The following is a 15,079-nucleotide window of genomic DNA, read 5'->3' as shown; positions in this document are numbered from 1 at the left end:
AACACACTTATTAATATTAACACACACACATATCGACACATACACTTGGGTGCATGCAGTTATAAAAACTTCGTGTTGGTGCTATGGGATATGTGGAGGCCTAACCCTAACTTTTAGAGGAAATATACAATGGCAAACGTTTCAATGCGCGATATGCTTCAAGCTGGTGTTCACTTCGGTCACCAAGCACGTTACTGGAACCCTAAGATGAAGCCGTTCATCTTCGGTGCACGTAACCGCGTTCATATCATCAACCTAGAAAAAACTGTTCCTATGTTCAACGATGCACTTAAGTTCTTACAGAACGTAGCATCTAACAAAGGCAAAATCCTTTTCGTAGGTACTAAGCGCGCTGCAAGCGAAGCAGTTAAAGAAGCGGCTATCCAAAGTGAGCAGTTCTACGTAAATCACCGTTGGTTAGGTGGTATGTTGACTAACTGGAAAACAGTTCGTCAATCAATCAAGCGTCTTAAAGAGCTTGAGACTCAAAGCCAAGACGGTACTTTCGAGAAGCTTACTAAGAAAGAAGCGCTAATGCTTACTCGTGAAATGCAAAAGCTTGAAAAAGGCCTTGGCGGTATCAAAGATATGGGCGGTCTTCCAGACGCTATCTTCGTTATCGACGCTGACCACGAGCACATCGCTATCCGTGAAGCTAACAACCTAGGTATCCCAGTAGTATCTGTTGTTGATACTAACTCAAACCCAGATGGTGTTGATTTCATCATCCCAGGTAACGACGACGCTATCCGTGCAATCCAGCTATACACTGGTGCAGTAGCGACTGCTATCACTGAAGGTCGTGAAAGCAACATCGTTGCTCAAGCAGAAAACGACGACTTCGTTGAAGCTGAGTAATTACCTGATTAGGTATTAGCTGTCATCAAGTCTTCATCAAATTATTGATGAAGACTTGATATTCTTTATAAGCGATTAACTGCTTATCCCGTTGTTTGCCAAGCAGACCTTGAAAGATAACGGATTTTTATCAAATTGAGGCGAGCTGTACTTGATTTGATATTCAGCCAACCTAAGGTTGGTTTTATCAAGAACTGAATTCAGATTTGAGGATATTCTAATGGCTGTAACTGCTGCCCTAGTAAAAGAACTTCGTGAGCGCACTGGCGCTGGCATGATGGATTGTAAAAAAGCACTGACAGAAACTGGCGGTGATATCGATCAAGCAATCGAAAACATGCGTAAAAGTGGTGCTGCTAAAGCTGCTAAAAAAGCAGGCAACATCGCTGCTGAAGGTACAATCATCATCAAGCAAGGCGAAGGTTTTGCTGCACTAGTAGAAGTTAACTGTCAAACTGACTTCGTAGCAAAAGATGCAAGCTTCCTTGCATTTGCTAACGAAATTGCTGACGCAGCTGTAGCTGAGCAACTAACTATCGAAGACTTACAAGCTAAGTTTGAAGAGACTCGTGTTGCACTAGTAGCTAAAATCGGTGAGAACATGAACATCCGTCGTGTTTCTTACATCCAAGGTGACAAGCTAGTTGCTTACCGTCACGGCGAGCGTATCGGTGTTGTTGTAGCTGGTGATGCTGACGAAGAAACACTTAAGCACGTTGCAATGCACGTTGCTGCTTCTAAGCCAGACTACCTAAACCCAGAAGACGTACCTGCTGAAGTAGTTGAAAAAGAAAAAGCGGTTCAAGTTGAAATCGCAATGAACGAAGGTAAGCCAGCTGAAATCGCTGAGAAGATGGTTGTTGGTCGTATGAAGAAGTTCACTGGTGAGATCTCTCTTACTGGTCAAGCTTTCATCATGGAACCTAAGAAATCAGTGGGTGACTACCTTAAAGAGAAGAATGCATCTGTTTCTTCATTCGTTCGCCTAGAAGTAGGTGAAGGTATCGAGAAGAAAGAAGAAGACTTCGCAGCAGAAGTTGCAGCACAAATCGCTGCAGCAAAAGGCCAGTAATCACTTATTGTGATGCCTAATGACGTAAAAGCTGACATTAGCTTTGCGTCATTGCTGAAAATTCTCTAAAATAACCGCGCATTTATGTCTAGCATAAGCGCGGTTATTTTTTACCTCACTTTTAATTGGCCCGGATATTATGACTATCAATAAAAAACCTGTTTTTAGACGCGTTCTTTTAAAGCTTAGTGGTGAAGCTTTAATGGGAGATGAAGGCTTTGGTATCGATCCAAAAGTATTGGATCGTATGGCACAAGAAATCAAAGAGTTAGTAGAGCTCGACGTAGAAGTGGGTTTGGTTATCGGTGGCGGTAACTTCTTACGTGGTGGTTCACTTGCAGAAGCGGGCATGAACCGAGTTGTGGGCGACCACATGGGCATGCTAGCGACCGTCATGAATGGCCTTGCGATGCGTGATGCGCTGCACCGTGCTTTTGTAAACGCACGTTTGATGTCTGCTATCCCGCTAAATGGTGTGTGTGATGCGTACAATTGGGCGGAAGCAATTAGCCTATTAAAATCTGGCCGTGTTGTTATTTTCTCTGCAGGTACGGGCAACCCATTCTTTACCACGGACTCAGCAGCATGTTTGCGCGGTATCGAGATTGAAGCGGATACCGTGATTAAAGCCACTAAGGTTGAAGGGGTATTTAGTGACGATCCAGTGAAAAACCCAGATGCTACGCTGTACCGCACGTTAACTTACAACGAAGTTATCGACAAAGAATTGAAAGTGATGGATTTAGCTGCATTTACATTGGCACGTGACCACAATATGCCAATCAGCGTATTCAACATGAATAAACCGGGTGCATTGAAAAATGTCATCATGGGTGAAGAGGAAGGTACCCTTATCTCTTCTCAAGCAGCAGAATAATCTGACGACTATTTCAGCAACTCGCAGTTAAGTAGCGAATCTCTAAATTGCGAGTATAATCTGGCATAACAAGAACAGACTAGGAAAGTATTGTGATCGAAGATATTAAAAAAGACGCTCAAGAGCGCATGAAAAAAAGTGTGGCTGCACTTGGAAGCCAGCTTTCTAAAATCCGCACAGGTCGTGCACACCCTGCGCTACTAGATGGTATTTCTGTTTCTTACTACGGTGCAGATACACCGTTAAACCAAGTAGCAAACGTAACGACGGAAGACTCTCGTACACTGGCTATCAGCGTATTCGACAAATCGCTTGCACAAGCGGTAGAAAAAGCAATCATGTCTTCTGACTTGGGCCTAAACCCAATGTCAGCAGGTACTGTGATCCGTGTTCCACTTCCTCCATTAACTGAAGAGCGTCGTAAAGATCTTATCAAGATCGTACGTGGTGAGGTTGAAGGTGGTCGCGTTGCAGTACGTAACATTCGCCGTGATGCAAACGGTGATATTAAATCATTGCTAAAAGACAAAGAAATTTCTGAAGACGAAGCACGCCAAGCTGAAGATGATATCCAAAAATTGACTGACAAGTTCATCAAAGAAATGGATACTCAACTAAGTGCGAAAGAAGCAGAGTTGATGGAAATCTAAATGTCTTTATCCTAGCGTTTATATTTACGCACTGTTTACGTATTGTAGAAATTTCTGCTTTGTTTCTGAGCAGTTAGCGTTTTTTTGGCTAGGTACACTGACAAATTTATTAGGTTTGAAGCGCCGCCTAGGGTATACTAGGCGGCGTTTTTTTTCACTTAAATTGGAATTATGGTTTTAGAAGCAGAGGTTATTTCGCAGCAATCATTGCCAAAACATGTTGCGATAATAATGGATGGCAACGGTCGTTGGGCTCAAGCTCGCAGGCGTCCTCGCGCCTTCGGACACAAGAAGGGCGTAGATTCGGTTCGTAGTGCTGTACAATTCTGTTCCAAGTTAGGTATAGAGTCTCTGACGCTATTTGCCTTTAGTAGTGAAAACTGGCGTAGACCAGAAGATGAAGTCAGCACGTTAATGGAATTATTTATTTATGTGCTGTCTAAAGAAGTTAAAAAATTACATAAGAACAACGTAAAGCTAACCATTATTGGCGATCTTTCTCGTTTTCCTGACAGCCTCCAAAAGCGTGTTCATGAAGCTCAAACATTGACCCAGGACAATACAGGGCTTAACTTAAACATTGCAGCAAATTACGGTGGACGTTGGGATATCACACAGGCAGCACAACACCTCGCAAAACAAGTTGCAGCAGGTGAATTGCACCCAAGTGATATAACCGAAGATGCCTTGACAGAGCAGATGACGATGGCCGATCAAGCGAATCTCGACTTGCTGATCAGAACGGGAGGCGACTTCCGCATCAGTAACTTCTTGCTATGGCAAGCTGCATATGCCGAACTCTATTTTACCGACACGCTTTGGCCTGATTTTGACGAGCAAGCATTCTCTGAAGCCATTGCTTGTTACGTGTCTAGAGAGCGACGCTTCGGATGCACAGGAGAGCAGATAAAGCAGCTCCTCGCAGAGAAAGACGCAACAAGTTAAGGGTTCAAATTTGTTAAAACAACGTATTCTAACGTCAGCGGTGCTTGCACCTCTGGCTCTACTTTTGGTGTTTTATACACCGCTGGCAATGTTTAGTACGATTGCCGCACTAATCGTTTTGCTTGGTGCATGGGAGTGGTCGGCGCTTGCGGGCCTATGTCAAAAGCGTCAGCGTTTTACTTTCGTTGGCGTTATGGCGGTGTTAATTCTATTGCTTAACACCCATTGGCCGATACAGGATTTATGGCAGCAAGGGCGCTTAGTCGCTGATGCCAATTATGTATTTACGCTCGCTTTTGCGTGGTGGTTGGTCGCTACTTTCTTGGTGGTGAAATACCCACGAGCAGCTCGTGCTTGGAATGAAGGGATCATGATGCGCTCCATCGCCGGTGTACTGACGCTAGTCCCGCTGTGGCTTGCGTTAAACGTGATGCGTAGTGCCGGATACGAAGATGGCGAGCACATAGGCTCAGTCCTTATCATGGTGGTATTGGGCATAGTGTGGAGCGCGGACATTGGCGCTTACTTCGCTGGAAAGAATTTAGGTAAGCATAAGCTTATGCCTAAAGTGAGCCCTAATAAAACGATTGAAGGTCTTGTTGGTGGCGTGATCACCGCAGTTGTTTTTGTGTTAGTGTTTTGTCACTTCGCCGCAATTGATCTCAATATGTGGCCAATTTACGCTGCAATGACCATTATTATCGCGCTATTTTCTGCCGTTGGTGATTTGCTTGAAAGTATGTTTAAGCGCGAAGTAGGTCTTAAAGATTCAGGCCGTTGTTTGCCAGGTCACGGCGGTATCCTAGATCGCATTGATAGCTTAACGGCTGCGGCACCCATTTTTGCTTTTTGCTACGCTTGGACGGTTGTGCTATGAGCGAGCAAAACTTGGTAGTACTAGGAGCGACAGGCTCTATTGGACTATCAACCTTAGATGTCGTTAGCCGCAATAAAGAACAATATCGTGTATTTGCCTTAGTCGCAGGGCAAAACGCGGAAAAGATGGCTGAGCTTTGTTTACGTCATCAGCCTAAATACGCGGTTATGAGCTCTGAGCACGCAGCTCAGCAACTTTCTCAACGTTTGGCGGGCACTACCACTGAAGTACTCCATGGCGTTGAAGCAATGGCCGAGATGGCTCGTCACGTAGATGTGGATATCGTGATGTCCGCAATCGTTGGTGCAGCAGGGTTGTTACCGACACTAGCGGCAGTCGAGGCGGGTAAAAAAGTGCTGCTGGCGAACAAAGAGTCGTTAGTAATGAGTGGCCAGCTGTTTATGGATAAAGTAAAAGCGCATGGTGCGACTTTACTCCCTATCGACAGTGAACATAATGCTATTTACCAGTGCCTACCAACGACCATTCAAACGGGACAATCTTCAAACCTAAGTCACAGCGGTGTTAGTAAGATTTTATTAACCGGTTCTGGTGGACCTTTCTTGCAGCGTTCATTGGCTACCTTAGCTTCAGTAACGGTGGAAGAAGCGGTTGCGCATCCTAATTGGTCTATGGGCAGAAAAATCTCTGTCGACTCTGCGACCATGATGAATAAAGGGCTAGAGTTTATTGAAGCGAAGTGGTTATTTAACTGCTCGGCTGACGATATTGAAGTGGTGATCCACCCACAAAGTATGATCCACTCAATGGTGCAGTATCGCGACGGCTCGGTGCTCGCACAAATGGGGCAGCCAGACATGCGAACGCCGATTGCATATGGGCTTGCCTATCCTGAAAGAATTGACGCCGGTGTAGAGCCATTAGATTTTTCTCAGATTGTCGATTTCACTTTTACCAAACCAGATTTTAACCGTTATCCCAACCTCAAATTAGCGATTGACGCATGTCGTAGTGGTCAGGCTGCAACAACAACAGTGAATGCTGCAAATGAAATCGCTGTTGCGGCATTTTTAGAGGGTAAGATAGGGTTTTGCGATATCTATCGAGTCAATGCCTTAACGCTTGAGCAAAGTGAGCTAAGCGTATTAGAATCCGTTGAGTCTATTATGGAAACAGACCGAACGGCCCGCCACCGAGCGCAGCAAATTATCGCCACATTGAGGTAACTATGTTTGAATTTTTCTGGCACTTAGGCTCATTTATTCTTGCTTTAGGGATTTTAGTTACCGTTCATGAATATGGCCATTTTTGGGTTGCCAGAAAAGCCGGCGTTAAGGTCTTACGTTTTTCTATTGGTTTTGGTAAGCCTTTAGTCAAGTGGTATGACAAACATCAAACCGAATACGTTATTGCCGCAATTCCACTTGGCGGCTATGTCAAAATGCTTGATGAACGCGTTGATGATGTGCCAGAGCAGGAGCGCCACCTTGCCTTCAATAATAAGCCAGTACTTTCTCGTATCGCTGTGGTAGCTGCAGGCCCCATTGCAAACTTTTTGTTTGCCATTGTCGCGTTAGCGGCAATGTATATGGTAGGGGTTCAATCAGTAAAACCCGTCGTTGGAGCTGTGACACCAACCAGTATTGCGGCAGATGCTGGATTTCAATCAGGTGACCATATCATTGCACTGAATGATGAGTTAGTGCACTCATGGCAAGACGTCACGTTTGAATTGATGGCGCATTTAGGTGAACCATCTCTGGTTGCCAAAGTACAAGATGAAAAAGGTAGTTTGGCGATCCGTACGCTACGGTTGAGCGATTGGAAACTGGAAAAGCAAGATGAAGCGCCACTGACCTCGGTTGGCATTACACCATATAGACCGCCGCTGACGCTGCAGCTCGGTTATATCGAAGAAGGTGCAGCTGCCGACAAAGGTGGCTTACAAGTAGAAGACACGCTGGTTGCGATAAATGGTGACAAATTGGCATCGTGGCAACAGCTGGTGAGCCGAGTTCAAAAATCTGCAAATCAAGCCATAAGCATTGATATTCTGCGCGATGGTCAGCCACAAACCCTAACGATAACACCTCAGGCAAAAACTTCACCAGAAGGTGTTGTACAAGGCTATTTGGGCGTTGTGCCTGTGATGGAAAAATGGCCAAATGGTTATATTGAAACTAGACAATACGGCATCCTAGATAGTATGGTGCTTGGCATTCGTAAAACTTACGACTTGATTGCCTTAAGTTTCGACATGATCGGCAACTTAATCACGGGCCAAGTCTCGGTAAAAAACTTAAGCGGGCCTGTGGGGATCGCGGTTAGTGCCGGAAATAGTGTTAGTTACGGGTTAGTTGCATTTTTAGGCTTCTTAGCGCTTATCAGCGTGAATTTAGGAGTTTTTAACTTATTACCGCTCCCTGTCCTAGATGGTGGGCATTTAATGTATTACTTAATTGAACTAATTCGCAGAAAACCAGTCTCTGAAAAGACACAAGAGTTTGGGTTTAAGATTGGAGCGGCGCTTCTTCTTGCCTTAACGTTTTTTGCACTATTTAATGATGTTTCTCGGCTTTAAGCCGTGCGGTGCTAAAAAGCGCACATTATATGCAATTTAAATGTTTGCATTTTTGTTCAAGCATACAACGGATAACATAATACAAAAGCTGTAACGTTTGAATGTTGTGATGTAATGGGCCTTAGCGTATCGCGCCAAAATTGTTGTAAAGGATAAAGATAATAAAATGCCTATAAAAAAACACATTGCAGTAACCAGTTTACTGGGCGCTAGTTTTGCTGCCTTAGGGCAAAACTCCTTTATCGTAGAAGATTTAAAAGTAGAAGGGCTGCAGCGCGTTGCACTAGGTGCTGCATTGACACATATTCCGATCAACGTTGGTGACAATGTCGATCAGTTTACTATTTCACGCACAATCAAGGCGCTGTATAAGTCTGGCCACTTTGACAACATTGCGGTATTCCGTGATGGTAATCAGATTATTTTTAAGGTTAAAGAACGTCCAACTATCAGCTCAATCGAATTCGATGGTAACAAAGACATCAAAGACGAGCAGCTAAACGAGAGTTTAGAACAGCAAAATATTCGCCAAGGTGAGCCGTTAGACAGAACGGTACTTGATAGTATCGAAAAAGGCTTAACGGAATTCTTCCACAGTATTGGTAAATACAACGCTAAGGTTGAGGTGAGCATTGTTGAATTGCCACGTAACCGTGTGAAGCTGATGCTGAAGTTTGAAGAGGGTGATGCTGCTTCTGTACGTCAAATTAACCTCGTTGGTAATGAGCTGTTCTCGGACGAAGAACTTCTTAACCTAATTGAATCTCAGCAGGACTTACCTTGGTGGCGCTTCCTCTCTAATGACCGTTATCAAAAACAAACCATTGAAGGCGATTTAGAAAAGATCCGCAGTTTTTACCTAGACCGTGGTTATTTACGTTTTAACATCGATTCAACGCAGGTTTCAGTAAGCCCAGAACGTGAATCAGTTTATGTTACGGCGAACATCACCGAAGGTGAAAAATATACCGTTAAAGGGTTTGATTTCATTGGTGACTTATTAGGTCGTGAAGACTTAATTAAAGGCATAGTGCCACTTCGTGCTGGTGAGCTTTACAACGGCTCAGTTGTAACGGCAACGGAAGATTTCATTAAGAGTTATTTGGCGCGTTTTGGTTACGCCAATGCAGAAGTACGAACCGTCCCAGAAATCGATGATGAAAACAAAGAAGTACAATTAACACTATCTGTTGATCCTGGAAAGCGTGTATATGTACGTCGTATTGTGGTGAATGGTAACCAAAATACAGCCGACGAGGTGTTACGTCGTGAAATGACGCAGCTTGAAGGTGCGTGGTTGTCTAACCAAAACCTAGAGCGTTCAAAGCTTCAAATTCAACGTTTGCCATATATGGAATCGGTAGAGTTTGAAGTCAAGCCAATTCCTGGTGTTGAAGATCAGGTTGATGTTGACTTTAAAGTAAAAGAACAGCCAGCAGGTAGTTTCCAAGCGGGTGTTGCTTATGGTTCTTATGCGGGCCTTCAGTTTAACATTGGTGTCAGTGAGTCTAACTTCTTAGGATCTGGTAACCAAGTTGCTTTCAATATCAACACTTCGCGTGGTTCAGAACGTTATAGTGTGTCCTACACTGACCCTTACTTCACGCCTGACGGTGTGTCGCAAGGCAGCAGTATCTTCTACAGTAAGTTCGATGCGAGTGAGTTTGGTATCGTAGATTATAAATCGACCAGCTATGGTCTCGGTACTAACTTTGGTTTCCCAATTAATGCGATTAACCGTGTTAACTTTGGTATTCGTTGGATTGAAGAAAGCCTTTCGCAAATTTCGGACTTTGAGCAAACACGAGTACTTCGTGAGAGCTTCTTAAACGAAAGCGATCCAAATGCCGATTATGACTTTACTAAATATGAGTTAAGTGCAGGTTGGTCACGTGTAACGGTAAACCGTGGTATGTTCCCAACTGCAGGTTCTCGTCAAAGCTTGAACTTAAGTATTACTACACCAAACTCAGATCTTAATTTCTTCAAGATCAATTACGATTCACGTTTTTACTGGCCAATCAGTAATGACCATCGTTGGGTATTCTCAGCGAGAGCGGGTTTAGGCTATGGTAATGGTTATGGTGAGACCAATGGCTTTGAGCAAGTGTTGCCATTCCAAGAGTTCTTCCGTATTTCAGAGCAAGAACTACGTGGTTTTGACCGAAACACGATTCTACCTCGAGCGGTACAGCGTGCGCCTAAGTGTATTCCGGGCACACCTAAACCAGATGGTACAGCAGGTAGCTGTATTGGCGGCGATCAGCAATTTGATACGCTAAATCTAGGTGGTCGTATCGGTGGTAACGCAAAAGCACTAGCAGGTCTTGAGCTTATCGTACCAACGCCATTCCTAGACGAAGAAAACACGAGTTCAGTAAGAACGAGCTTCTTCGTCGATGCGGCAAACGTTTGGGATACTGAGTTTGATGTAGACCGTTATAACAACTTGCCAGAAGATCAATACAATCTACTTTCTGATTTCTCTGATCCATCAAGGTTCAGAGTATCAACGGGTTTATCGATTCAGTGGATCTCGCCTATGGGACCTATGTTGATCAGTTTCGCTTACCCACTCAAAAAAGAAGAAGAAGACGATACGAAGACGATCAGCTTCAATATCAGTAATACATTCTAAGGAGTTTTATTGTGAAAAAATTTATTAAATCATCAACACTAGCCATGACAGCAGCACTAATGATGGGTGCTTCAGGTAGCGCATTTGCACACAAAGTAGGCATCGTAGACATGCAGGAAGTGTATAAGCAAATTCCACAAATGGCGAAAATTGAACAGACACTACAAGCTGAGTTCGCTGAGCGTCGTCAAGAACTTGAAAAAATTCAAGGTGACATTCGTTTCGAAGCTGAAAAATTTAAGCGCGAAGCAACGACAATGAGTGAAGAGCAAAAAGAAGCGCTTCGTGAAAAGATCCAAGGCATGCAAAAGACACTTGCTGAAAAAGGTCGTCCACTAGAGCAAGAAATTAAAGTTCGTCAAAACCAAGAGCTTGCTAAAGTACAAAAACTAATCGTAGATGCGATTGAGTCTGTTGCTAAAAAAGGTAAGTTTGACGAAGTTAAAGTAAAAGATACGACAATTTACTTCAACCCTGATAAAGTAGCCGACCTTTCTGAAGAAGTGGTAAAAGCGGTTAGCAATAAGTAATGACAAAACTTCACACCTTATCTCAACTTGCTGAGTATCTAGGTGCTCAGCTGCAAGGTGATGGCGATAAATCAATTCGAAATATCGCCACTCTCGCACAGGCAAAAGACGACCAAATCGCGTTTTTAGCCAACAGCAAATACCGTGGTCAGCTTGAAAGCACGACTGCGGGGGTCGTGATCTTGAGTGAAAAAGACGCGGATTATTTTGCGGGTAATAAACTCATTATCGCAGATCCTTATGTAGCCTATGCAAAACTTGCACAGAAGCTAGACTCAACACCTAGTGCAGCATCAGGAGTTCATCGTACAGCAGTTATCTCTGATACCGCAACACTGGGTGCAAACGTCAGTGTGGGTGCGAATGCTGTAATTGAAGATGGCGCTGTGATTGGTGATGATGTTGAGATAGGGCCAGGCTGTTTCATTGGAAAACATGCCAAAATAGGCGCAAAGACTAAACTCTGGGCAAACGTAACCGTCTATCATGAAGTACAGATAGGCGAACAATGTCTATTCCAGTCTGGTGCCGTAATAGGAAGTGATGGTTTTGGCTACGCCAACGAGAAAGGCGAGTGGGTTAAAATCCCTCAAGTTGGCACCGTAATTATTGGCGACCGTGTCGAAGTTGGCGCGAGTACTTCTATTGATAGAGGTGCGCTAGAAGACACCATTATTCATAGCAACGTCATTTTAGATAACCAGATCCAAATTGCCCATAACGTCGAGGTTGGTTACGGTACAGCCATCGCAGGCTGCACGGTACTGGCGGGCAGTGTTAAAATCGGCAAGTACTGCCAAATTGGCGGCATGACAGCAATCAATGGTCACAACGAAATTTGTGATGGGGTTGTCATTACTGGTATGAGTATGGTTACTAAAGGAATTACTGAGCCAGGGATCTATTCTTCTGGTTTACCTCACCAAACGAATAAAGAGTGGCGTAAGTCTATTGCACACTTACGCAATTTATCTGACTTTAAGTCGCGCCTGAAGGCACTTGAGCTGCTGACAGCACAGCTTAAAGATACTGATGTAGAATAAGGAAGCTATTTTGGCTAACGAATTAAACAGCTTTGATATCCAAGAGATTTTAAAACTTCTTCCGCACCGCTACCCAATGTTGCTTGTTGACAAAGTGGTAGATTTTAAGCCTGGTGAATATCTTCACGCGATTAAAAACGTGACGATTAATGAGCCTATTTTCACGGGTCACTTCCCTGAGCAACCTATTTTCCCAGGTGTGTTGATCCTAGAAGCGATGGCTCAGGCAACAGGTTTACTTGGTTTTAAAACGGTCGAGAATCGCAGCGAGAATGAACTATACTTATTTGCGGCGATTGATAATGCACGTTTCAAACAACCTGTTTTACCGGGTGACACGATGCATTTGCACGTTAAGTTCGAAAAAGAGCGTCGTAACATCTGGAAATTCAGTGCTGAAGCTAAAGTAGAAGGCAAAACTGTGTGTTCAGCTGAAATTATGTGTGCTAGAAGAGAGTTTTAATGGCTATTCATCCTACCGCAATTATCGAATCAGGCGCGCGTCTAGGCGAGAATGTTTCTGTAGGCCCTTATAGTTATATTGGCAATGACGTAGTCATTGGTGATAACTGTAAGATTGAATCACATGTTGTGATCAAAGGCCCTTCTGAGATTGGTTCAGGCAATCACATTTTCCAATTCGCGTCAGTAGGGGAAGCCTGCCAAGATAAAAAGTACAAGGATGAACCAACCAAGCTAATTATTGGTGATAACAACGTTATTCGTGAGTGTGCGACTATCCATCGTGGCACAATTCAAGACGAAGGGATCACTCGAATTGGTAGCAACAACCTATTTATGGCTTACACCCATGTGGCACACGACGCAGTCATTGGCAGCAATGTGATTTTCGCTAACAATGCAAGTGTAGCCGGACATGTACATATTGGTGACTGGGTTATCCTTGCGGGTAATTCAGGTGTACATCAATTTTGTAAAGTGGGTTCACATGCCTTTATTGGTATGTACTCGGGTGTGAACCAAGACGTGCCGCCTTTTGTTACAACGACCGGCACGCCAGCGAGACCCGTTGCAATTAATACTGAAGGTTTAAAGCGTCGCGGCTTTGAGTCTGATGAAATCATGGCTACAAGACGTGCATACAAAACGTTGTTCCGTAAGGGGCTGCGTTTAGAAGATGCGTTAGAAGCGCTAAAAGAAGATGCTTCTGAGTTCGCAGCAGTTCAGCAAATGATTGATTTTATTGCGACTTCTAATCGTGGTTTGATCCGCTAAACTTGAACCGCAATACAGGTTATACTTACGCCATACATTTTGTATGGCGTTTTTTTATACTGAAAAATAACAATGGCTAACGAAAAAAATATCACCATTGGCGTGGTCGCAGGAGAGTTATCGGGCGATATACTCGGTGCTGGCCTCATAAACGCGCTAAAACTTCATTACCCCAATGCCAATTTTGTCGGGATCGGTGGTCCTAAAATGCAACAAGCGGGTTGTAAAAGCCTGTTTGACATGGATGAACTCGCTGTTATGGGACTAGTCGAAGTGCTTGGTCGCTTACCTCGCTTGCTAAAAATTAAAAAGCAGTTGGTGAATTACTTTATTGATAATCCACCCGATGTATTCATCGGTATCGATGCGCCGGATTTTAATTTGCGTGTTGAAAAACCGTTGAAAGCGGCAGGAATTAAAACCATTCAGTATGTAAGCCCGAGTGTGTGGGCGTGGCGTCAAAAACGCATCCATAAGATTGCCGAGGCGACTAACCTAGTGCTGTCTTTGCTGCCGTTCGAAAAAGCCTTTTATGATAAACATGAAGTGCCTTGTACATTTGTGGGCCATACGCTAGCGGATGAAATTCCACTTGAGCCAGATACCGCAGGTGCGCGTGCACAGCTGAACTTAAGTCAAGATGATACGGTTTTAGCACTGCTACCTGGTAGTAGGGGCTCTGAAGTTGGCTTATTGAGCCGCACTTATCTTGCCACTGCAAAAAAATTAGTCGATAAAATTCCTAACTTAAAAATAGTTGTGCCTTTGGTAAACGAGAAGCGCAGAGCACAATTTTTGGAAGCCTTGAACGAAGTCGCGCCGGAATTGAACCCAATTATGCTTGACGGCCAGTCAGCACTGGCAATGCAAGCTGCGGATACCGTTTTACTGGCCTCAGGAACTGCCACACTTGAGGCGATGCTATATAAAAAGCCAATGGTAGTAGGGTATAAGCTAAATCCTAAGAGTTATTGGATTTTTAATACCTTTTTTACCTTTAACATCAAATACTTTGCCTTGCCGAATTTATTGGCTGACGCACCGCTTGTGCCTGAGTTTTTACAGGCAGAGTGTAATCCTGACGCACTTGCTGATGCACTTTTCCCGATGTTAAAAGGCAATAATAGTAAGCTTGTTAGAAAGTTTTACGAGATACATGAGAACATTCGCCTAAATGCCAGCAAACAAGCGGCTCAGGCTGTAATGGAGTTAATAGATGCAAATTGAACGTCCTGATGTGCAGTATATTGCAGGCGTTGACGAGGTAGGACGTGGCCCGTTGGTGGGTGACGTTGTTACCGCTGCCGTCATTTTAGATCCAACCAAACCAATAATAGGGTTAACCGACTCGAAAAAACTGTCAGAGAAAAAGCGCATTGCATTGGCAGAAGAGATAAAAGAAAAGGCATTATGTTACTGCATTGCGAGAGCGTCAGTTGCAGAAATTGATGATTTGAATATTCTTCACGCAACAATGCTGGCGATGACACGCGCAGTTGAAGGATTGGAAATTCAACCTGATCATGTATTTGTTGATGGAAATCGTTTACCTAAGCTAAGTGTTGCGGCAACCGCAGTTGTAAAAGGGGATAGCCTAGTTGCCGAGATAAGTGCGGCATCTATATTGGCGAAAGTCACCCGAGACAATGAGATGTTAGCACTCGATGCGGAATATCCTGAGTTTGGTTTTGCAGGCCACAAAGGTTATCCAACCAAAGCCCACTTTGCCGCGCTCGAAGCACATGGGGTTACTCCGCATCACCGTACAAGCTTTAAGCCTGTGCAACGAATTTTGGCCGAGAAGGAGTAAG

Annotated in this window: 15 protein-coding genes; all 15 read left to right on the top strand. The window is 44.0% G+C overall.

Annotated features, from left to right (window positions below; all coding sequences use genetic code 11):
• Nucleotides 1-129 precede the first annotated feature (129 nt).
• The 15 genes from rpsB (at nucleotide 130) to rnhB (ending at nucleotide 15,078) form a co-directional block, all read left to right on the top strand.
• Nucleotides 130-858 carry a 30S ribosomal protein S2 gene (gene rpsB, locus CTT31_RS11635; protein ID WP_010371318.1) on the top strand — a complete coding sequence of 243 codons (729 nt, stop codon included), beginning with the start codon at nucleotides 130-132 and terminating at the stop codon, nucleotides 856-858.
• Nucleotides 859-1,078: 220 nt separating this feature from the next.
• Nucleotides 1,079-1,930 (top strand): translation elongation factor Ts, encoded by an 852-nt coding sequence (gene tsf / locus CTT31_RS11630; RefSeq protein WP_010371321.1) that lies wholly within the window; start codon nucleotides 1,079-1,081, stop codon nucleotides 1,928-1,930.
• A gap of 139 nt (nucleotides 1,931-2,069) precedes the next feature.
• Nucleotides 2,070-2,807 (top strand): UMP kinase, encoded by a 738-nt coding sequence (pyrH, locus tag CTT31_RS11625; RefSeq protein WP_010371324.1) that lies wholly within the window; start codon nucleotides 2,070-2,072, stop codon nucleotides 2,805-2,807.
• Nucleotides 2,808-2,899: 92 nt separating this feature from the next.
• Nucleotides 2,900-3,457: a ribosome recycling factor gene (gene frr / locus CTT31_RS11620; RefSeq protein WP_010371327.1), complete on the top strand. Its 558-nt coding sequence runs from the start codon at nucleotides 2,900-2,902 to the stop codon at nucleotides 3,455-3,457.
• 171 nt (nucleotides 3,458-3,628) lie between these two features.
• Nucleotides 3,629-4,402 carry an isoprenyl transferase gene (locus CTT31_RS11615; protein WP_211857956.1) on the top strand — a complete coding sequence of 258 codons (774 nt, stop codon included), beginning with the start codon at nucleotides 3,629-3,631 and terminating at the stop codon, nucleotides 4,400-4,402.
• Nucleotides 4,403-4,412: 10 nt separating this feature from the next.
• Entirely contained in the window at nucleotides 4,413-5,279 is an 867-nt protein-coding gene (locus tag CTT31_RS11610; protein WP_017216091.1) for a phosphatidate cytidylyltransferase, read from the top strand.
• Complete coding sequence (ispC, locus tag CTT31_RS11605) at nucleotides 5,276-6,466, top strand: 1-deoxy-D-xylulose-5-phosphate reductoisomerase (protein WP_130163786.1); 1,191 nt, start codon at nucleotides 5,276-5,278, stop codon at nucleotides 6,464-6,466. The genes CTT31_RS11610 and ispC overlap by 4 nt, the downstream gene beginning before the upstream one ends.
• Nucleotides 6,467-6,468: 2 nt before the next feature.
• Entirely contained in the window at nucleotides 6,469-7,821 is a 1,353-nt protein-coding gene (gene rseP, locus CTT31_RS11600) for a sigma E protease regulator RseP (protein ID WP_211857954.1), read from the top strand.
• Nucleotides 7,822-7,987: 166 nt separating this feature from the next.
• Nucleotides 7,988-10,459: an outer membrane protein assembly factor BamA gene (bamA, locus tag CTT31_RS11595; protein WP_211857952.1), complete on the top strand. Its 2,472-nt coding sequence runs from the start codon at nucleotides 7,988-7,990 to the stop codon at nucleotides 10,457-10,459.
• A gap of 11 nt (nucleotides 10,460-10,470) precedes the next feature.
• Complete coding sequence (locus CTT31_RS11590; protein ID WP_010371344.1) at nucleotides 10,471-10,989, top strand: OmpH/Skp family outer membrane protein; 519 nt, start codon at nucleotides 10,471-10,473, stop codon at nucleotides 10,987-10,989.
• Entirely contained in the window at nucleotides 10,989-12,032 is a 1,044-nt protein-coding gene (lpxD, locus tag CTT31_RS11585; RefSeq protein WP_211857950.1) for a UDP-3-O-(3-hydroxymyristoyl)glucosamine N-acyltransferase, read from the top strand. The genes CTT31_RS11590 and lpxD overlap by 1 nt, the downstream gene beginning before the upstream one ends.
• 10 nt (nucleotides 12,033-12,042) lie before the next feature.
• Nucleotides 12,043-12,495: a 3-hydroxyacyl-ACP dehydratase FabZ gene (fabZ, locus tag CTT31_RS11580; protein ID WP_010371351.1), complete on the top strand. Its 453-nt coding sequence runs from the start codon at nucleotides 12,043-12,045 to the stop codon at nucleotides 12,493-12,495.
• Complete coding sequence (gene lpxA, locus CTT31_RS11575) at nucleotides 12,495-13,268, top strand: acyl-ACP--UDP-N-acetylglucosamine O-acyltransferase (protein ID WP_017216085.1); 774 nt, start codon at nucleotides 12,495-12,497, stop codon at nucleotides 13,266-13,268. Before fabZ ends, lpxA begins: the two co-directional genes overlap by 1 nt.
• Nucleotides 13,269-13,340: 72 nt before the next feature.
• Nucleotides 13,341-14,495 (top strand): lipid-A-disaccharide synthase, encoded by a 1,155-nt coding sequence (lpxB, locus tag CTT31_RS11570; RefSeq protein ID WP_010371362.1) that lies wholly within the window; start codon nucleotides 13,341-13,343, stop codon nucleotides 14,493-14,495.
• Nucleotides 14,485-15,078 carry a ribonuclease HII gene (gene rnhB, locus CTT31_RS11565; RefSeq protein WP_260491311.1) on the top strand — a complete coding sequence of 198 codons (594 nt, stop codon included), beginning with the start codon at nucleotides 14,485-14,487 and terminating at the stop codon, nucleotides 15,076-15,078. Before lpxB ends, rnhB begins: the two co-directional genes overlap by 11 nt.
• Nucleotide 15,079: the final 1 nt, after the last annotated feature.

Origin of the sequence: Pseudoalteromonas maricaloris (assembly GCF_024746855.1) — a bacterium.
Classification (GTDB): domain Bacteria; phylum Pseudomonadota; class Gammaproteobacteria; order Enterobacterales; family Alteromonadaceae; genus Pseudoalteromonas; species Pseudoalteromonas maricaloris.
This window is presented reverse-complemented; position numbering and strand designations above follow the sequence as displayed.